Source organism: Flavobacterium sp. AC274, assembly GCF_979258275.1.
Genome location: NZ_OZ409852.1, coordinates 537,604 through 556,804 on the forward strand (window position 1 = coordinate 537,604; position 19,201 = coordinate 556,804).

Below are 19,201 nucleotides of genomic sequence, written 5' to 3' on the forward strand. Positions count from 1 at the left end.
AGTTGGAATTTGGAATTTTTTTTAGATATTTCTATTTGGGAAATTCTTTGGAATTTATAATAACTGCTGAATCTTCTCAACAACAGTCTTCGAAGAAATCGTTCTCATAGCATCCTCGTAACCTTCAACAATTTTATTTCCGTAAACAGATGTTGGCAATTTCGGATATTGATTTCTGTCTGAAGTTAAAGCATTTTCCAAGCTTTGATTAAACGGCAAAAATCCAGCATAAGGGTGCGTTGCGCCCCAAAGCGTAATAACTTTAACGCCCAACATTGCTGCAATATGTGCATTGCCAGAATCCATAGAAAGCATTACATCGAGATTGCTTATTAGTTGTAATTCCTGCTGAAATTTAATTTTTCCAGCAATGTTTATTACATTTTCAAATGGTTGTGAAAGTGAATCTAATATTTGGATTTCTTTCTTTCCTCCGCCAAAAAGCAAAATTTTATAATCTTGGTTTTGTGCCAAAGTTGTAATAACTTCAGTCATTAAATCCAAAGGGTAAACTTTAGAATCATATTGTGCAAAAGGTGCAATTCCAATTAATTTTTGATTTTGACCGCCAATAATTTCAAAAATTTCTACACTCAAATTTGCCTTTTCAGGGAAAGTTGCATTAGATAAATCTAGAGTAAAACCAAGTTCTTCAAAAACCTTTGCATGTCTTTCGAACATTGTAGGTAATTGTTTGAATGTTTTATTTTCTGCCCGGGTTAATTCTTTTTTTCCTTCACGGCCTTTGTCAACAGTGGCTCTTTTTTTCCGCTTAAAGCGAAAAGCAAACTCACAATTTTAGATCGTAATACATTATGAAGATCTGCAAAAGCATCAATTTTTAATTTCCGGACATCCTGAAACAACCGTAAAAGTCCTCCGAAACCTTTGTGACGTTCTTTTTCATCAAAAGCAAAAAAATCCAGATTGGGAATTCCTTCAAAAAAGGGTTTAAAAAACGGACGTGAAATTACTGTTAGTTTAACTTCCGGATATTGTTTTACAAAAGCGCGTAAAACAGGAACCGTCATGGCGACATCTCCCATTGCGGAAAGTCTCATGACGGCTATATGCTTAATATTGGACAATTTTGCCAATTATTTTTTATTTTGATATAAAACAGGATTTAATTCATCGTCGTTGTACATTTTCATTTGTTTGTACACTTTCATAAATTTTTCTCCACTTTCGATGTCTGCCAACAAATCATCAATAGCTGTAGACAAATCGCTTCTTTGCTCTAAAAGAATGTTTAATTTTTCCTGGCATTTATCTCTGTGTTCTTGTGAAGCCTCAGCACGAGTAGCTTCTTCGTTCATGTGATAAATTTTTAAAGCCAAAATAGATAATCTGTCAAAAGCCCAGGCCGGACTTTCAGAATTGATTTTTGCACCATCTTTTGCTTTTACATCACTGTATTTTTGCAAAAAATAACTGTCAATATATTCCACCATATCTGTACGTTCCTGATTTGAAGCATCAATTCTTCTTTTTAAAGTTAATGCAGCAACCGGATCAATTTGCGGATCACGAATAATATCTTCAAAATGCCATTGAACTGTGTCAATCCAGTTTTTTAAATATAATAAATGCTCGAATTTATCCTTAGAATATGGATTGTTTATAGGTTGATCAACGTTATCAAACTGGTGATAATCTTTGATGCTTTGTTCGAAAACAGAATATGCTAATTTTGAAAACATGTCTTTAATTATTAGAGAAGCAAAGATACTTTTTATACTTTTATGCTGTGAAAAAAACGTTGGTTTTTTCATTTTAGTATCACAAATCATTGATAATTCTAAAAACTCCACATGAAAATTCATTATATATCTGAAAATAATAGCGTTTTAAATCATTTTTTGGGTCAAATCAGAAATGTAAATGTTCAAAATGACAGTATGCGTTTTAGAAAAAATATCGAACGAATTGGCGAAATTATGGCTTATGAATTAAGCAAAAATTTGTCATATAAAAATGTAGATATTCAAACGCCGCTTGGCATTAAAAAAACTACCGAAATTAATGATGATTTGGTTTTATGTTCAATATTAAGAGCCGGATTACCATTGCATAATGGCTTTTTAAATTATTTTGATCATGCTGAAAATAGTTTTGTTTCTGCTTGCAGATATCATCCGAATAACGATCATGAGTTCGAAATTCGGGTTGAATATCAAGCCGTTTCAAATATCAATAATAAAACAGTTTTACTTCTTGATCCCATGTTGGCGACGGGACAATCAGTAGTGGCAGTTCATGAAAAATTGGTTCAGAATGCTACTCCAAACGAAATTCATATTGTTGTCGTTATTGCAGCTCCGGAAGGTGTAGCTTATCTTGAAAAAAATCTTCCGGACAATTGTCATCTTTGGGTTGCGTCTCTCGATGAAAAACTGAATGAAAAAAATTATATAGTTCCGGGATTGGGCGACGCCGGTGATCTTGCTTACGGCAGCAAATTATAATTGGCTGAAAAAAGTAAATAAACTACACGCAATTAAAGTATAAAATACAATTTCGCTGTTTAATTTTTGCTGCACATATTCGACATAACTTGCCGCCATCATTGTTAAAGGAGCAATGCTGAACAATAATAAATCGTTGCTTTTATCTGGCGAAATAATGAAAACAAAAGCCGCTATAAAAAAACAGGCTACGATTTTTTTGTATGAAGAATGCACAATTTGAGGTCTGTTTGAAAAAGTCATTAACATCGAAACGACAAAAAATAATGACACGGCAACATAAATTGATAGTGCTCCGTTTTCGTAATTGTTTTTAAAATAATCAATATTAAAATCAACCACAGCGCGTTTTTGAAAAAATTCAATTGCGTTAATATGGAAGATTAAAGAGATCAGTAAAAAGATAACCGCAACGGCCATAAGTGCTATAAATGGCAAAACCCAGTTTCTATAATCGCGCGAAACGTGAAAAATAATCGATATAAAAACCAATATAAGGAAAAGAATAGACCAAAATTGAAATAAAGAAGCTATTAAAATCCAAAAAGAAGCATCAAATATTTTTTCTTTTGAAGCTTTTAAAGATTGTAAAGAAATCAATCGTCGAAGTGCCAGCAAAACAAAAAAGTTGGCATATACTACATTTGCATTATTAAATATTGTGGGGAAAAACAATATAAACAATAAGTAAAAAAATATCGCGTAACCATTGTCTTTACTGAGTCCGTTCTTCTTTACAATAAAATTTATCAGAAAAAAAGAAGCAAATATAAAGCACAATAAACTTATTTTCTGAAACGCCAAAAATGAAGAACTCATCCATGATGGTTCCTGAAATTGAAACAGAAAAAAGAAAACCAGTATTAAAATTACGACCAGCGAATAATTTAATGGCGTAGATTTTCTAAAAACACTTGTTATCATAAGGATATTTTATACTTTTGTGATTGTAAATATAATACTTGTTTAAAAAGTAAAACCAACAAGTTGAAAAAAGATTCTATAATCTGAATTTGATTTCAATGCGTTACACAACAATAAATAACATATAATTTTAGAAATTATGACAGCTTTTTTGAAGGAATACAATACTTATTCGTTAACATTTTATTTGCTCCACTTGACTTTTTACGTCGCTTAGAACTTGTTACATGGTTTGGTGCAAATACAATTAACTGGATTTTTATGATCATCTGCTCATGCGCAATCGTTTATTGGATTAAACAATTACGCATTTTTGATGACGCTGGAACAGAAAACCAAGATACTACAGCTCACTCTTTTTTAAAGTAAGTCGAAGCCAATATCTTTTCTAAAATACATCTTATCAAAATTTAGTTTATCTATGTTTTGATAAGATTTTTTTATGGCTTGTTGGAAATCGTCCCCATAAGATGTTACTGTTAATACACGTCCTCCATTACTAACGACATTTTTGCCATCTAATTTTGTTCCTGCATGAAAAACAATAGAATCTGTAATATTTTCTAATCCTGTAATTATTTTTCCTTTTTCAAAATCTTCAGGATATCCGCCCGAAACTACCATAATTGTAGTTGCGCTTCTTGGATCTACTTTTAATTCGAAAGAATCTAATTCCTGATTAGCAACTGATAAGAATAATTCAACCAAGTCAGATTCTAATCTTGGCACTACAACTTCAGTTTCAGGATCTCCCATTCTTACATTGTATTCAATAACGATTGGTTCATTTTTTACATTAATTAAACCAATAAAAACAAAACCTTTATATTCGATTCCATCTTTTTGAAAACCTTCAATTGTTGGTTTTACGATTCTTGTTTCAATTTTCTCCATCAAAACAGCATCAACATAAGGAACTGGAGAAACTGCTCCCATTCCGCCTGTGTTTAATCCTGTATCGCCTTCTCCAATTCGTTTGTAATCTTTTGCAGTTGGAAGAATTTTATAGCTTTTTCCATCTGTCAAAACAAAACAGCTTAATTCGATTCCGTCCAAAAATTCCTCAATAACTACTTTTGAACTTGCTGCTCCAAATTTTTGGTGAACCAGCATGTTTCTCAATTCAGTTTTAGCTTCTTCAAGATCCTGAATAATCAAAACTCCTTTTCCGGCTGCTAAACCATCCGCTTTTAAAACGTATGGTGGTTGTAATGTTTCCAAAAATTTACATCCGTTTTCAACAGTTTCGGCAGTAAAACTGTCGTAAGCTGCCGTTGGAATGTTGTGTTTCATCAGGAATTCTTTAGCAAATTCCTTACTTCCTTCTAATTGAGCACCTAATTTTGATGGTCCAATAACCGGAATATGTTGTAAACTTTCGTCATTTTTAAAATAATCATAAATCCCTTTTACCAAAGGATCTTCTGGTCCTACAACAACCATTTTTACATTTTCTTTTAGTACAAATGCTTTTATGGCATCAAAATCGGTTGGAGACATTGCAACATTTGTAGCAATTGCAGCTGTTCCCGCATTTCCCGGTGCAACAAAAAGTTTTTCGCAAAGCGGACTCTGAATCATTTTCCACGCAAAAGCATGTTCTCTTCCGCCTGATCCCAATAGTAAAATTGTCATGGTATAGTTGTATTTAGTTGTGGTGCAAAAATAATTGCTTTTGTACGTAAAAAATAATTAAATCTTAAAAAGTTGTTGATTCTTCTATATTAGTAATTGGTAAATATTATTTTTGGTGAAAATTTATCTTCAAAAAATGCTGTCACTTTTCGATCTTTCCTTAAAATTAAATGGTTTTCCGATAAAGAAAGCAAAAGCCGAATTAGAATCAATTGTGAATTTATCTACTGAGGAACATGCGAAATTCATTCAGGATAAAAAAGAGAAATTGTTGATTTTCATTTACAGAATAATTCTTTTTATCAGGAATTAGTTGGAAATAAAAATGATTATAAATGGGAAAATTTACCCATTTTAAACAAACAAAATTTACAAAAACCACTTTCAGAAAGACTTTCTAAAGGATATACTTTAAAAAACGTTTACCTCAACAAAACATCCGGATCTAGCGGAACACCTTTTGTTTTTTCCAAAGATAAATATGCTCACGCTCTGACATGGGCATCGAATATTATGCGTTTTGGATGGTTTAATATTGATTTCAATCATTCGTACCAAGCGCGTTTTTACGGCATTCCAATGGATTTTATTGGATACCAAAAAGAACGTTTTAAGGATTTTTTGAGCGGACGTTTTCGCTTTCCAGTTTTTGATTTATCTGATGAAGTTTTAGAAAAATTCCTGGGAAAATTTAAAACGCAAAAATTCGATTATATCAATGGTTACACAAGTTCGATCGTTTTGTTTGCTAAATTTTTAGAAAAAAGAAATATCATTTTACGTGAAATTTGTCCGACTTTAAAAGCTTGTTTTGTTACTTCGGAAATGCTTTTTGAATCGGATAAAATATTGTTGGAAAAACAATTCGGCATTCCAATTATCAATGAATACGGAGCTTCAGAATTGGATTTGATTGCTTTTGAAAATACAAAAGGCGAATGGCAAATAAATGCTGAAACATTATTTGTTGAAATTTTGGACGAAAATAATCAGATTCTTCCTTACGGAAAAGAAGGCCGAATTGTAATTACTTCTCTTTTCAATAAAGCAAATCCATTTATCAGATATGATATTGGAGACATTGGAATTTTGGATGAAAAAAGTACTCCGCAAAAACCAATCTTAAAAAAATTGGTTGGTAGAACAAACGATGTTGCCATTTTACCAAGCGGAAAAAATCTCCTGGCTTGACATTTTATTACGTTACAAAAAGCATCATTGAAGATGATGGAAATGTAAAAGAATTTATTATCAAACAAACCAAATTAGATTCTTTTGAAATTGAATATGTTTCTGAAAATCAATTAAATTCAGAACAAATTCAAAAAATAAAAGAAGCAATCGCTCTATATCTTGAACCAAACTTGAGCTTCATTTTTACGAGAAAAAATGTTTTAGAAAGAACCAATCGTGGTAAACTAAAGCAATTCAAATCGTATTTATAATATAAATAAAATCTTACATTTGTTTTTTAATTAAAACTTATGGACGATCAATCTTTACTTTCTGAAGAAACTATTTCAAACAAAATATATTTTATCCGTGGTCAAAAAGTGATGCTTGACAGTGATTTATCTAATCTTTACGGAGTCGAAACTAAACGATTAAATGAACAGGTAAAAAGGAATTTATCCCGATTTCCTGAAGATTTCATGTTTCAACTAACTGAAAATGAATATAATTCTTCAAGGTCGCAAATTGCGACCTTGAAGAATGGCAGAGGAACTAACTTGAAATATTTGCCTTTTGCATTTACTGAACATGGTGTTTTAATGTTGTCAAGTGTGCTAAAAAGTGACAAAGCCATTCAAACCAATATTCAAATTATGCGCATTTTCACAAAAGTGCGACAAATGCTTCAGGACACAACAGAAATTAAAGTTGATATTCTTCAGATTCAAAAGAAACTAGAGAACCATGATAAAAATATAGAGTTGGTTTTTTCTTATTTGGATGAATTGACAGAAAAAAAAGAAAATGAAAGTGAAAGAGTGAAAATTGGATATAAATAATTTTTAAGTCCTATTTTCTAAGGTCGCAATTTGCGACCTTAAAGAATTAAATCACAATCTTGAAGCCGCAAATTGCGACTTCAAGATTTAAAAAACAAGGTCTGATTTCTCTAAGGTCACAATTTGTGACCTTAGAGAATACTAAATCTTCTTTATATATCGAGGCTTAATAATCAACTGAGTAAATAAAAATCGTGTCATCAACAAAACAGAAAACACAAAATTGAATCCGTGAAAATCTCTATAAACTCCAAAATTGTGTTTTATCAATTTGAATTTTGAAGAGGATATGGAATCTTTCCTAATTCTGTAAAGGGCTAAAATCTCCGGTACTGGCTTTGTTACTTCAATTTGTTTTAAAATGGTAAGCCATAATCGCCAGTCTTGTCTTTTTTGGGTCGCTTCGATAACAATTTTTCCGAAAAAATCTACATCATAAATTGCGGTTAAGTTCCCAACGTAATTGCAAAAAAACAATTGATGATAAGTCAATTCTAAAGGCGCTTCAACTCGCCTGTTTAAAGAATTTCCTTCTTCATCTATACAATCATAAAAACTGAAAGTAAAGGGTAAATTGTTGGCTTTTAAAAACTGAATCTGATTTTCCAACTTCATCGGAAACCACAAATCATCTGCATCTAAATAAGCAATATATTTCCCGACTGCCTTTTCTAAAGCTACGTTTCTCGCAAAACCATTTCCGGAATTTTTAGGTAACTCCGTTAATTTTATCCGATTATCTTTTTGAGCAAATTCTTTTATGATCGAAACAGTTTCATCTGTAGAAGCATCATCAACCAAAATCATTTCCCAATTTTGATAACTCTGATTTAGCACAGATTCTATCGTTGCCCGAATAAATTTTTCGGCATTAAAAGTTGGCGTTATAATTGAAACTAATTCATTCATTAATATGCTTTTTTATCGCCTTTAAAAATATTGATTACGGTTTGAAGAATTATTTTCAAATCTAAAATAAGAGACCAGTTTTCGATATAAAAAACATCAAATTTAATTCGGTTAATCATGTCTCTTTCTATTGTGATTTCACCTCTAAAACCACTAACCTGTGCCAATCCGGTAATTCCGGGTTTAACACAATGACGAATCATATATTTTTTTACTTTGTTTCCGTATTCTTTATTCTGCGACCAAAGATGTGGCCTTGGTCCAACGACCGACATATCTCCTTTTAAAACATTAATAAATTGCGGTAATTCATCTATGCTGGTTTTTCTCATAAAACGACCAATTGCCGTAACTCGGGGATCATTTTTTGAAGCTTCTGTTTCGGTTGTTTTATTAATTCGCATAGAGCGAAATTTATAACATACAAATTCATTTTCTCCTAATCCAGGTCTTCCCTGTGTGAAAAAACCGGGCCTTTAGACTCTAATTTTATTAGAATTGCTAATATTGGACCTAGCCAGGATAATACAAACAGAATAATTAAAATTGAGAAAACAACATCAAAAGTACGTTTCAATACTTGTATTGCCGGTTCATTAAGCATAGTCTGCTTTAACGAAAGTACAGGGAAAAAATCGTAATAATCTATTTTTAGATTCTTTGAGAAAATCTCTTTTGTATCTGGAATAAACTTTAATGTTTTATTATTTTCATCGGCAAAATCAATCAAATCTTTCAAATATTTGTTTGATACTTCATTTAAAGAACAATAAATTTCATCTACTTCGTTTTCAACTATAAAGGGTTTTAAATCTGTCAATTTTCCTGTGATATTCTCGCCTGATTTCTTATCCGAAAAATATCCCAAAAATCGATATCCATAATCTTTTCTGGTTTCAAAAAGGTTTTTTAATCGAATTGCTTCTTCTGTAAAACCTATTATAACAGCGCTTCGATAATTGCTTCCTGTAATTATTCTGTATTCTTTTAAATAAAAAAACAATGAGAATTTAAAAATTGTTACCAATAATATAGCTAACATTATAAATATTATAATGGCAGTTTGGCTAAAAATCACTTGTGGCGAAAAAGGAAAAAATGCAATTACAACGAGAAGAAATAAAATTTCCTGTCTTAGCATTTTTGCGGCAATTTCTATTGGAGTTGTAAATCTGTACACATCATAAAAATGTGTTGAAAAAGCTATTAAACCCCAGCCAATATATTGATACAAAACAAAAACCAACATATTTGAAACTAGCTCTTTAAATATAAAAAAGCTTAATACTGTAATAATTGTCAGATCAATTAAAATACTAATTGGCCTGATATATTTTGAGTATCTTCCTGTTTGAAATACTGTCATAATTTGTTCCTCTATACAATCATTTTATTGCACATGTGATTTTAAATAGCCGTACTTATAATAGCTATTTTATATAATTCGAAAAATCCTTGTGCTCTTCTTTTGAAAGTTCTTCTTTTGAAAGTGATCTAAAATAATCATATGTGATTTTCATTCCTTCAGAACGGCTTACTTTTGCTTCCCAACCTAACAATTCTTTTGCTTTGGTTGTATCTGGCTGACGTTGTAACGGATCGTTTACTGGCAGCGGATGATAAACCACTTTTTGATTTGTTCCTGTAAGTTTTATAATTTCTTCGGCAAAATCCTTAATTGTGATTTCATCCGGATTTCCAATATTTACCGGATAAACATAATCAGAATGCAGCAATCTAAAAATACCTTCAACCTGATCATCAACATAGCAGAAAGAACGCGTTTGCATTCCGTCTCCAAAAATGGTTAAATCTTCGCCACGAAGTGCCTGACCTATAAATGCCGGAATTACACGTCCGTCGTTGAGACGCATTCTTGGTCCGTAAGTATTAAAAATACGAACGATTCTGGTTTCAACACCGTGAAAAGTATGATAAGCCATTGTTATAGATTCCTGAAAACGTTTGGCTTCGTCATAAACTCCTCTTGGTCCAATTGTATTTACGTTTCCATAATATTCTTCCGTTTGAGGGTGAACCAAAGGATCTCCATAAACCTCAGAAGTTGAAGCGATTAAAATTCTTGCTTTTTTAACTCGGGCCAAACCTAATAAATTATGTGTTCCTAATGATCCAACTTTTAATGTCTGAATCGGAATTTTTAAATAATCGATTGGGCTTGCAGGCGAAGCAAAATGTAATATATAATCTAAATTTCCCGGAATATGAACAAATTTAGTGATGTCATGATGGTAAAACTCAAAGTGCTCTAATTTGAATAAATGTTCGATGTTTTTAAGATCACCGGTTATTAAATTATCCATACCAATAACATAATATCCTTCTTTAATAAATCGATCGCATAAATGCGATCCTAAAAAACCTGCCGCTCCGGTAATAAGTATTCTTTTCATAATGGTTTTATTTAACCTATTGGTTTTGATAATCTCTGCAAATATGCACAAATGTAATAAAATATCCTGCCTTTAAATTGACTAAATTTTTATGCAAAGAGAGATTCAATTTTTAATTCATTATTAATTGCTTTATTCTACTTTTACTAAACTAAATTTAATTATTTTGAAAGTTGTACATGTCGTTGAAGCACTAGAAGGTGGTGTATATACTTATTTTAGAGATTTGTCTAATTTTTTTGGAGATCATGGAATAAGTAAAAATGTAGAAACCACTATTGTCTACAGCAGTAATAGAAAAGGGATTAGTTCTGAGAAAGTAAACTCTGAATTTTCAAACGGTGTTAATCTGATTCATCTTAATATGGTTCGGGAGATTTCTCCTTTTCAGGATTTAAAATCTATTTTTAAATTAATTAAAGAATTAAAGAAAATTAACCCTGATGTAATTCATCTTCATTCATCAAAAGCAGGTGTTTTAGGTCGAATTGCCTATTTTTTCCTATTCAAAAAAAGAAAGTTTTTTATACGCCTCACGGATATGCTTTTCTAAGAACTGATATTTCAAAATCTTCCAGAAAATTATATTCGATCATTGAAAAAAGTTTTCAGAGATTATTTGGCGGAACAATTGTGGCATGTGGAGATACCGAATTTGAAATTGCTAAAAAAATTGGCCCCTCAAAATTGGTGAGAAATGGTGTAGATATTCCGCCTATTCGTGAATACTTTTTACTTCATCAAAACTCAAAATTAACTGTTGGCATTTTAGGCCGAATCACAGCCGCAAGAAACCCTAAATTATTTAATGATATTGCCCTAAAGTTTCCGGATTTTAATTTTATCTGGATAGGCGATGGCGAACTAAGCCATTTAATTACTTCTGAAAATATTAAGATTACCGGATGGATTATGGATAAAAATATTGTTTTTGAAGCTTTAAATTCAATTGATATTTATCTCCAAACCTCTCTTTGGGAAGGCTTACCAATTGCATTATTAGAAGCAATGGTTTTAGAAAAACCAGTTATAGCAACCAATATTATTGGTAATAAAGATATTGTCTTACATAATAAAACAGGATTTCTTTTTGATAATATTGATGAACTTGAAAATTATTTTGAAATTCTAAAAGAGAATAAAACAAGAGCTGATTTTGGAAAAAAAGCATTAAAAAGATGCGAAGATTTATTTGATACAAATCAAAATTTTAAGCAGCTTTTTGCCCTTTATCAAGAATCGTTTTCTGCTGAAGCCAATAACTTGCAAAAATAGAAAACCATAATCCGCTGAAAGCTATTCCATCAAAACGAAGTAAAAAATCATCGGTTAAATTTGAAGTAAAAAAGATCATAAAAAATGAAATTATGATGGCACTTTTTAAATCGTAACCTAAAAATCCAATCGTAAACATATAAAGCAACGCTACTATTGGCCCAAGAATTCCGAATTTTAATAAAAAATCAAGAAACTGGTTATGTGTTGGAAATTCATATTTAGCCAAAAAATGCTGATTGGTTTCTTTGTAATATTTAACCAATTCCGGCTTTCCGTCAGACGCTCCAACTCCGAAAGGAAGATTTTTTTCAGACAATTCCCAAGCTGATTTCCAGATCGAAAGACGGGTTACAAAAGAATTGAAAACCTTAATTTCAGGATGATCAATTTCATCTAATTTCCCTACTTTATCCATATAAGCAAAAGTTGTTTTAGAATATTTCTCTTTCATATATGGATTTTTCTGAACGAAAAAAAACAAAATACTTCCCAATAAAATCAAAGCAATTGCTGAAATTATTGCCGTTTTTTTTACGTTTATTTTTGATTTAAATTCAAGAAAGAAAACAATCGCAAATCCTGCCAAAACATTAACCAACGCTATTCTGGTATTCACAAAAAGCACAAAGAAAAACGATAAAAGAAAAACAATTAATCGAATAATCTTAAAACTTCTTTTTTCCTGATTTTTAATACTATAAAAAACAAAAAACAAAGCACAAACCGAAACAAAAGCCAAATGCATATTTAAAGCCGGAGCATGAATACCAATACTGTCTGCAAATTGATATCCCATTTCCCATAAATCGATTCCGTTACGATATTTATTCATCAATTCGGGATAAATAACATTAAAACGGATAAACAACAACAACATTAAAATTGTTGTTGCAATGCTGTAAATTTGTGTTATTCTCAAAAAATTAATTCTTTGATAATTACCAATAATAAAAATTGGAAACAATAATAACGAAGTGCTTTTTTCTATTGCTTTTAGTCCTTTTGTAAAAGAATCATTATTCCAAAAAACAATAACTCCAACAATATAGGTGAAGCAATACAGGCCATTAAAATAAGGCTCGTTTTGGTGAATTTTAATTTTCGAATAAAAACCAAATTAAAAACAGCAAATAAAATTATAAGCAATGAACACGGTTTTCTAAAAATCATCGCAACAGCGATGAGACATAAAAAAACATGGAATATTTTATTGAAGTTCTTTTCGGAAAGATTCATAGTATAACGCAAAATAAATTAAAGGAAAAATGCCTATTTTATGTCGAACAGCAGTCCCTAAATCTGGTTCGAATACACCCTGCACAATAAAAAAGGAAAAAAGAATTAATAAAATCAGAAGTTCTTTTGAATACGTTTTTCTCCCTTTTAGGCATTTAGAAAAGCGAACAAATAAAATGTAAAACAACAAAAGCTGCCAAATTATAAAGATTATTATTTGAGGAGAAAATATATATTTTAACCCATTTAAAGGAACATTAACTGTAAAAAAGCCGTAAAAAACACTCACCATTTCTCCATACCAGGTATCTGTTTTTACAGGCGAAACAATCATAGAATTTGCATCTGCAGAACCTACCCGGTCGTTATTTACCAATTCACGACTAATTTCTGAAAGATATTTTCCTTTTATAATACCATGGCTCAATGATAAAAAAAGGCAATTAATAAACCGTAAAAAATTGTTGTTATCGTTTTGTTCTTAAAGCTTATCAAACTAAGCAAATACATTCCGCCGCCAATAATAGGAATTAAGGCAAAATAAGGACGAAAAATTGCGCCAAAAAACAACAAGATTAAAATGGTATATACAACTGTTTTCTTTAGCGATACCTCATCATTCATACACAAAAAAACAATTGGCGTTATGTATAAAAAGGTTATAAATTCTTTTGATGGCATTGAGATAAAAATGGCAATCATTAAAATTCCCATATAAACCAAAATGTTCTTGACATTAAGTTTTTCAAATCTATCGGGAATACCAATTTTATACAAAACATACATCAAAACGGGGAATTGAATTAACGCTATTACGGGAAATGGCAAATAACGGAACCCTGAAATTTTATAGAATAAGATTGAAAGGGGATAACTTCCTAAATATCCTATCAAATTTCCTTTATCATAGGCTATAATGGCTGCATCATAAAAAAAACGGGGTGGCAAAATAAAAAAAGCAGTACATGCAATAACCAAATTGGCAATTGCAATAAGCAAAAATGCTGCGGTGCTTTTTTTATATTTTTCTGCATACTAAAATCCTTTTATTTTAAAGCTCTGTATTTCTTGAACAAAATTGTTTTAATTCTATATCCGTTTAAAAAAAGTATCAATGCTGTAAAAGGTAAATATTGATAAAAAGTTACCACTTTATCAACTCTTAAATTTCGCTTTTTTTGAAGCAAATACTTCCAGGAAACTATATTTCTCCAAATAGTATGTCTCGTTTTTGAAGAGAGTAAATAAAAATCTTTTAAAATTACAACATAATTAAAAGCCCAATAATTTTCTATTGCCTGATTTATATTTTCAGAATTTGCTTTTGGTGCATTTAAACCATTTTTTACCATAAAATAAACATCTTCAATATGTTTTTCGGTTACGTTTGTAGTTATAGATCCTTTTCTAACCTGACGATAAATGTAAAATGATTTAGAGTAAATACTAAAAGTGTCAATGTAATGCATTAATCGGCCGCACCATTCAATATCTTCAGATTTTCGCCCTAAGGGGAAAAACAATTGATTATCTGTTAAAATTGACCTTCTAATTACTTTATCCCAGGCAGATGCAACATACAAATCGTAATAAACCAAGTTTACTATTTCGTCCTCTATTTTTCCGGTTTTGTTTTTTATAAATCGCTGGTTGTACTTGCAATGCACATCCTGCTCAGAAAAAAACGGCTTTCTTCATGAATAATCAAATCCGGATTTGATTCTTCGATCAGATTATTCAAATCCCTTAAAACAGAATCTCCTGACCAGTAATCATCGCTGTCTGCAAAAATAATATAATCGCCTTTTGACGCTAATAAACCTTTATTTCTGGCGTCTGATAAACCTCCGTTTTCTTTATTAATTAATATTATGTGTGATGAAGTTTGCTGGTATTTTTGGCAAATTTGAAAAGAAGAATCTGTAGAACCGTCATTAACCAAAACAATTTCATAATTAGAATAGGTCTGGCATAAAATACTATCTAAACATTGGTTTAGATAATCCTCAACATTATAAACTGGAATAATAATGCTAAAAAAACAGCTTTTTCCTGATTACTCATTTCCTTCATTTTAATTCAAAAAAACTATTATTTTATCTTTTTTATAAATGATTATCGCAACCATAAAATTCCAGAAAAAAGAGCTGGAAACAAACGCAATTGCGGCACCGTTCATGCCATAAACAGGAATTAAAAATCGATTCATCATAAAATTAATTATAACAGCGATTATCAAAATAACCTGAAAAGCATGCTGTCTTCCCGTCATATTTAGATAAACAGGAGCGGCTCCAAATGCAGAACAAATTCCCTGACCTATTATTAAAATTAAAAATGCCTGTTGGGCGACCACATATTGATGGCCAAAAAAGTTCAGAATATTTTCTGAAAAAATGCACATTGCAATAATTACCGGAACTGTAATTCCGAAAATTAAACGCGAGCTATTTCTTAATGTTTTTGTTAGTTCTACTTTGTTCTCACTTGAAAAATATTCTGAAATTTTAGCCGAAATCGTAATGTTGATTGACAAAATAACTACAGAAACAATAGTCATTAATTTGACTCCAATAGAATAAAAGGCAACTGTTTCATCATTACGGTACTTTTTTAAAAACATAATATCAAAACACATTAATAAAAACATAGCCATGCTGCTAATGGCAATTGGATATGATTTAAAAAAATTTCTTTACTAGAAATACTGTAAGCTGTTTTTACAATTTTTACTTTTCTAAAATAATGTAAAACCAATGCTGAACTCACTATTGCTAATAAAACAAATCCCCAAAAGAAAACATCAACCAAATAGTTTTCTTTATTCCAGTAAAGCAAAACGATAGAACCTATTATGAGCGGTATATATTTGAGAATGTTTCTGAATAATTCTGCAATGTAGAGTTTATCTAAAGCTCTTATGACTTCTGTATTTAATATTGAAAGGCCGTAAAAAAATAAGGTTGCAGCACCTTTTAGAAAAATAAGATATACCTCAGAATCACTAAAATAACCATTCACTATTTCGTCATCGATCATTAGAATTATAATAAATGCAAGTACAGAAGTTGCAAAAAGCATCTTTACCATTTTAGCATAAATCTTTTTCAATTCTGAAATCGCATTGTCACTGGCTAATTTCCCTTTAAAATATAAAATGGACTGATCAAAGCCCAACATACAAATACTGCTAACCGATATCAAAAACGATCTTGCAAAATCATATTGCCCTACTAATTTTGGGCTGTAAGATTTGGTTAGAAGAACCGTAAAACCAAACAACAAGAGAACTCCAAAAACCCTTAAAAGCAAAGTGGCAAAACTTTGTTTTAAAAATGGATTTCGAGATAATTTCTCAAATATGATATTGATTTTCAATTGGTGTATGTTAAAGAGAATATCCTTTAAATTGATTTTGTATTATGAATTCTCTGCTGTTTACTGTAAAATTTAGAAAATAAGCTGATAAGGACAAAAATAAATATGAAGAAAACCGGAAACAAAAATTTAAATCTGCCGTTTGTAATTTTATTATCATTTATGTTAAGCGTCGAATTAATTTCTCTAATGGTTTTGTCAAAACTTATTAATTTTAATCTGTTTTCTCCCTGATCTGTAACTAATTTTTGTTTGGTTTTTATAATGTCGTTTAGCTGTAAATTTTCGTTGTAATAAATCAGTTTGTCGTTGTTTGAGCCTCCTTTTACTTTATTCGAAAATCCGTTTAAAACATTGTCTATCTGCAGCAATATCGTATCGTTTTGAGCAATTTGCTGTTCCAGATTTTTATATCCTATTTTTTGAATTGCGGCAAAATATTCAGAATCATTCAAATATTTCATCAACGGTTCAACCACTTCTTTTTCATTTATAGCTTCATCTGAAACGAAAGAAATTGTATGAAAAGTATAGTTTTTACTCGTTACATTATCTTCTAAAACTTTTTTTACTTCGCCAACCTCAGCCATTAATTTTATAAGTTCAAAGTTTTGCTCTTTGTCTTCAATAAATTTATAAACGTCGGCAACAGGTTTAATCTCTATTTTCTTAATTAATTTTGGATCTGAAATTCCTACCACATTTTTTAAGAAAGAAGCATCTCCAGAAATAACCTTAGATTGAATTAAATCGATTTTAGCATACAAATAATCAACACTTCCAAAATTTGGTGTAACAATTACCTGATTTTCAAATGATTTTTTATTAGAATCTAAGTACCATCCAAAACCAAAACCAACTATAAGCAAAATCAAAACAACAACCCAGTTTCGAACAAAAAATTGAATCGACTGAAAAATTGCAGCATTAATTCTATCAAAAAAATTACCAATACTTTTTGAAAGCTGAAAAATATCAATTTCCTGATCTGTGGTATTTTCGGGTACTTTTGTACTCATTTAAGTTTTTATTTTACGTTGAAAATTTGTTCCAAAATTTTAATAGTAATCAAATAAGTTGGTTTTACACCGGTTGTTCCTAATCCACCCGAAGCAAGTGTACTTCCGGTTTCCAACGGGTTATCTGAAGCATAATAAGCATAGCGAACTTTGATATCATGCGGTACACTTTTTCTGATTTTTGATGCCGATTGTATTGCTTTTTGATAATAAGAACCTTCCATTTCAAGACCAATTACTCCCCAGGTCGACTCATGAAAGAATTTTAGCAAATCTCTGTTTTGCAATGATGTTCCTAAAACAGTAACCATTGCGCCTTCAAAAACAGCAATGTCATTTCCTTCAAACATAGCGCCTGTTAATTCATTTTCGAAGAAATAATTATCTGCCGTTCCCTCATTTATATGCGCAGACGGAATCATAATGTCGCCTTTTCCGCCTTCCAGGATTCCGGCTTTACCCATTATCGAAACTGATTTTACATTTAGTAACGTTTCTTTTTTATACGGTTTTAAAAGCTCGTCGATAGTTTCATAAGCCTGCTCGCCAAATGCATAATCCATTACAATGATTACCGGTTTTTCTTCATCTATATTTCCATACGAAAATGCCGTTTTTGACCAGTCGATTTTGGCCGTGTCAAAAATTTGAACATCGATATTTGTTCCTGAACTATCCGGTAAAGAAATCATTCCATTTTTCAACGCCAGTTCTTCAACATGTGCTCTAAGTTCTTTTGCGCCAGACTTGCTTAGTTCTTCATAAATAAAGAAATCAGATTTGTCCTTGAATTTCGTTTTCAACAACGGAGTTGCAAAAATCGAATTCATTACACTGTGCATATTCGCACTTATCACATGAATTGGACGCTTTAAAAGGTTATTCGCTTTTAAAACTTCCTTGATATTTGTTGCCCAGATTTCACCATGAATATGATGTCCAAGACGTTCTCTTAAAACAGGACTAAAAGTGATTGTACGTTTGTTATTATCGATCATTTCTTCTATCGCTAGTTTTCCTAACCAATAAATAACGTGCAGAAAACGATCCGGAGCATTTTCTGATCCAAAAGCATCATAAATATCCAGAACTTCTTCAAATGTTCTTCCTAAAATATTGGCAACATGCGAGATTGCTTTTTCTTTTTCTATTAAAGAAAGTTTTTTTGTCTGTAATACAGCTTGTTCCAATTTCATCCAATCGCGTGAAACTTCACCACCATCATCCAATAAAACTCTGTTTTTTATTTTGTGCGATTCGATAAAAATAAAAGTCAAATGCGTCAAAATATCATAAATGTCAGATCGTCCTCGGGTGATTTCAACATTCATTTGTTCCTCATCAATTCGATAACAATTTCTTCTTCTTTTGGAGGAACAATGGCCTGAAAATGTGATTTAGAATATCCTTCATCTGAAGTTAAATTAATAAATCGGCATTGTTCAATTCCTATCGGAAGACGTTCTATAACATATAGAAGACCATTAAGTTCTACTTTTTCTTCACCAATGTTTCCGTAAATTTCCGGACGCAAGGCCAATAATGATTCACGTAAACTATCCCCCGAAACTCCCATAGGTTTATAAAAACCACGGTTGAATAAGTGGCGCATTGTTATGTACATTTTTTCAATTGCTGCAGATGATTCCTGCGCTCTTGATCTTGATATATGTTTGGTTTCTTTCATGCTTTATATTTTAAAAATCTTCCGTTTTAGAAGATTAATCTGAGTATTATTAATTTTAGCGAAAATAGGAATTAAAAACGTTAACTCTGCAAAACATCATTATTACTAAACTGTTATTACAATATAATTTTATGGTAAGTAATTTATTATCTGTAATTTAAAAAATTTAGAAGAAGAATTTATCTTAAGTTTTCTATTTCAAATTATCGCTCTTATTTTGATAATTTTAAACTATTTATTA

Annotated in this window: 19 protein-coding genes and 4 pseudogenes; 6 read left to right on the forward strand and 17 right to left on the reverse strand. The window is 30.9% G+C overall.

Annotated elements, in window-relative coordinates:
• Positions 1-54 precede the first annotated feature (54 nt).
• Together ACZZZT_RS02460 and ACZZZT_RS02465 are read right to left on the reverse strand one after the other, a co-directional pair.
• Positions 55-1,061 (reverse strand): annotated as a pseudogene (locus tag ACZZZT_RS02460) (glycosyltransferase family 9 protein).
• A gap of 36 nt (positions 1,062-1,097) precedes the next feature.
• A complete protein-coding gene (locus ACZZZT_RS02465; RefSeq protein ID WP_042564958.1) occupies positions 1,098-1,703 on the reverse strand; it encodes a DUF4254 domain-containing protein in 606 nt (201 codons plus the stop codon).
• Positions 1,704-1,814: 111 nt separating this feature from the next.
• Between ACZZZT_RS02465 and upp the strand changes: the two genes are divergently transcribed.
• Positions 1,815-2,468: a uracil phosphoribosyltransferase gene (gene upp / locus ACZZZT_RS02470; protein WP_073394461.1), complete on the forward strand. Its 654-nt coding sequence runs from the start codon at positions 1,815-1,817 to the stop codon at positions 2,466-2,468.
• Here the strand turns inward: upp and ACZZZT_RS02475 are convergent.
• The gene (locus ACZZZT_RS02475) at positions 2,463-3,392 is read right to left on the reverse strand and encodes a DUF6427 family protein (protein ID WP_073394460.1); all 930 of its coding nucleotides are present in this window, start codon (positions 3,390-3,392) and stop codon (positions 2,463-2,465) included. The genes upp and ACZZZT_RS02475 overlap by 6 nt on opposite strands.
• A 117-nt stretch (positions 3,393-3,509) precedes the next feature.
• Here ACZZZT_RS02475 and ACZZZT_RS02480 point away from each other — a divergent pair, with 117 nt between their 5' ends.
• The gene (locus ACZZZT_RS02480) at positions 3,510-3,761 is read left to right on the forward strand and encodes a DUF6341 family protein (RefSeq protein ID WP_463462369.1); all 252 of its coding nucleotides are present in this window, start codon (positions 3,510-3,512) and stop codon (positions 3,759-3,761) included.
• On the opposite strand, the gene purD is transcribed toward ACZZZT_RS02480, so the two are convergent.
• A complete protein-coding gene (gene purD, locus ACZZZT_RS02485) occupies positions 3,753-5,027 on the reverse strand; it encodes a phosphoribosylamine--glycine ligase (protein ID WP_463459300.1) in 1,275 nt (424 codons plus the stop codon). The genes ACZZZT_RS02480 and purD overlap by 9 nt on opposite strands.
• Before the next feature lie 136 nt (positions 5,028-5,163).
• On the opposite strand from purD, the pseudogene ACZZZT_RS02490 reads away from it, so the two are divergent.
• Positions 5,164-6,472, forward strand: a pseudogene (locus ACZZZT_RS02490) (phenylacetate--CoA ligase family protein).
• A gap of 39 nt (positions 6,473-6,511) precedes the next feature.
• Complete coding sequence (locus ACZZZT_RS02495) at positions 6,512-7,039, forward strand: ORF6N domain-containing protein (protein ID WP_463459301.1); 528 nt, start codon at positions 6,512-6,514, stop codon at positions 7,037-7,039.
• Between the two features lie 141 nt (positions 7,040-7,180).
• Here the strand turns inward: ACZZZT_RS02495 and ACZZZT_RS02500 are convergent, their stop codons facing one another.
• The 4 genes and pseudogenes from ACZZZT_RS02500 to ACZZZT_RS02515 form a co-directional block, all read right to left on the reverse strand.
• Entirely contained in the window at positions 7,181-7,948 is a 768-nt protein-coding gene (locus ACZZZT_RS02500) for a glycosyltransferase family 2 protein (protein WP_463459302.1), read from the reverse strand.
• Positions 7,948-8,361, reverse strand: a pseudogene (locus ACZZZT_RS02505) (sugar transferase); the annotation flags it as partial. The gene ACZZZT_RS02500 and the pseudogene ACZZZT_RS02505, both read right to left, overlap by 1 nt.
• 26 nt (positions 8,362-8,387) lie before the next feature.
• Positions 8,388-9,314: a hypothetical protein gene (locus ACZZZT_RS02510; RefSeq protein WP_463459303.1), complete on the reverse strand. Its 927-nt coding sequence runs from the start codon at positions 9,312-9,314 to the stop codon at positions 8,388-8,390.
• Positions 9,315-9,378: 64 nt separating this feature from the next.
• Positions 9,379-10,362, reverse strand: a complete 984-nt coding sequence (locus ACZZZT_RS02515) for a UDP-glucuronic acid decarboxylase family protein (protein WP_318801339.1) — start codon at positions 10,360-10,362, stop codon at positions 9,379-9,381.
• Between the two features lie 166 nt (positions 10,363-10,528).
• Between ACZZZT_RS02515 and ACZZZT_RS02520 the strand changes: the two genes are divergently transcribed.
• Complete coding sequence (locus tag ACZZZT_RS02520; RefSeq protein ID WP_463459304.1) at positions 10,529-10,915, forward strand: glycosyltransferase; 387 nt, start codon at positions 10,529-10,531, stop codon at positions 10,913-10,915.
• An 80-nt stretch (positions 10,916-10,995) separates the two neighbouring features.
• Positions 10,996-11,637 (forward strand): glycosyltransferase, encoded by a 642-nt coding sequence (locus ACZZZT_RS02525; RefSeq protein WP_463459305.1) that lies wholly within the window; start codon positions 10,996-10,998, stop codon positions 11,635-11,637.
• Here the strand turns inward: ACZZZT_RS02525 and ACZZZT_RS02530 are convergent.
• The 9 genes and pseudogenes from ACZZZT_RS02530 to ACZZZT_RS02570 form a co-directional block, all read right to left on the reverse strand.
• Complete coding sequence (locus tag ACZZZT_RS02530) at positions 11,573-12,559, reverse strand: O-antigen ligase family protein (RefSeq protein ID WP_463459306.1); 987 nt, start codon at positions 12,557-12,559, stop codon at positions 11,573-11,575. The two genes, ACZZZT_RS02525 and ACZZZT_RS02530, sit on opposite strands and share 65 nt — an antisense overlap.
• 288 nt (positions 12,560-12,847) lie before the next feature.
• Positions 12,848-13,303, reverse strand: a complete 456-nt coding sequence (locus ACZZZT_RS02535; RefSeq protein WP_463459307.1) for a hypothetical protein — start codon at positions 13,301-13,303, stop codon at positions 12,848-12,850.
• Positions 13,300-13,875: a hypothetical protein gene (locus ACZZZT_RS02540; protein ID WP_463459308.1), complete on the reverse strand. Its 576-nt coding sequence runs from the start codon at positions 13,873-13,875 to the stop codon at positions 13,300-13,302. Before ACZZZT_RS02540 ends, ACZZZT_RS02535 begins: the two co-directional genes overlap by 4 nt.
• Positions 13,876-13,922: 47 nt before the next feature.
• Complete coding sequence (locus ACZZZT_RS02545; RefSeq protein ID WP_463459309.1) at positions 13,923-14,474, reverse strand: hypothetical protein; 552 nt, start codon at positions 14,472-14,474, stop codon at positions 13,923-13,925.
• Positions 14,475-14,512: 38 nt separating this feature from the next.
• Complete coding sequence (locus tag ACZZZT_RS02550) at positions 14,513-14,908, reverse strand: glycosyltransferase family 2 protein (RefSeq protein ID WP_463462370.1); 396 nt, start codon at positions 14,906-14,908, stop codon at positions 14,513-14,515.
• A 42-nt stretch (positions 14,909-14,950) separates the two neighbouring features.
• Entirely contained in the window at positions 14,951-15,532 is a 582-nt protein-coding gene (locus tag ACZZZT_RS02555) for an MATE family efflux transporter (protein WP_463459310.1), read from the reverse strand.
• Entirely contained in the window at positions 15,514-16,254 is a 741-nt protein-coding gene (locus ACZZZT_RS02560) for a lipopolysaccharide biosynthesis protein (RefSeq protein WP_463459311.1), read from the reverse strand. The genes ACZZZT_RS02555 and ACZZZT_RS02560 overlap by 19 nt, the downstream gene beginning before the upstream one ends.
• Positions 16,255-16,280: 26 nt before the next feature.
• Positions 16,281-17,273, reverse strand: coding sequence for a hypothetical protein (locus ACZZZT_RS02565; RefSeq protein WP_073394450.1), 993 nt, complete (start codon positions 17,271-17,273; stop codon positions 16,281-16,283).
• An 8-nt stretch (positions 17,274-17,281) separates the two neighbouring features.
• Positions 17,282-18,960: pseudogene (locus ACZZZT_RS02570) on the reverse strand (DUF6909 family protein).
• Positions 18,961-19,201 lie beyond the last annotated feature (241 nt).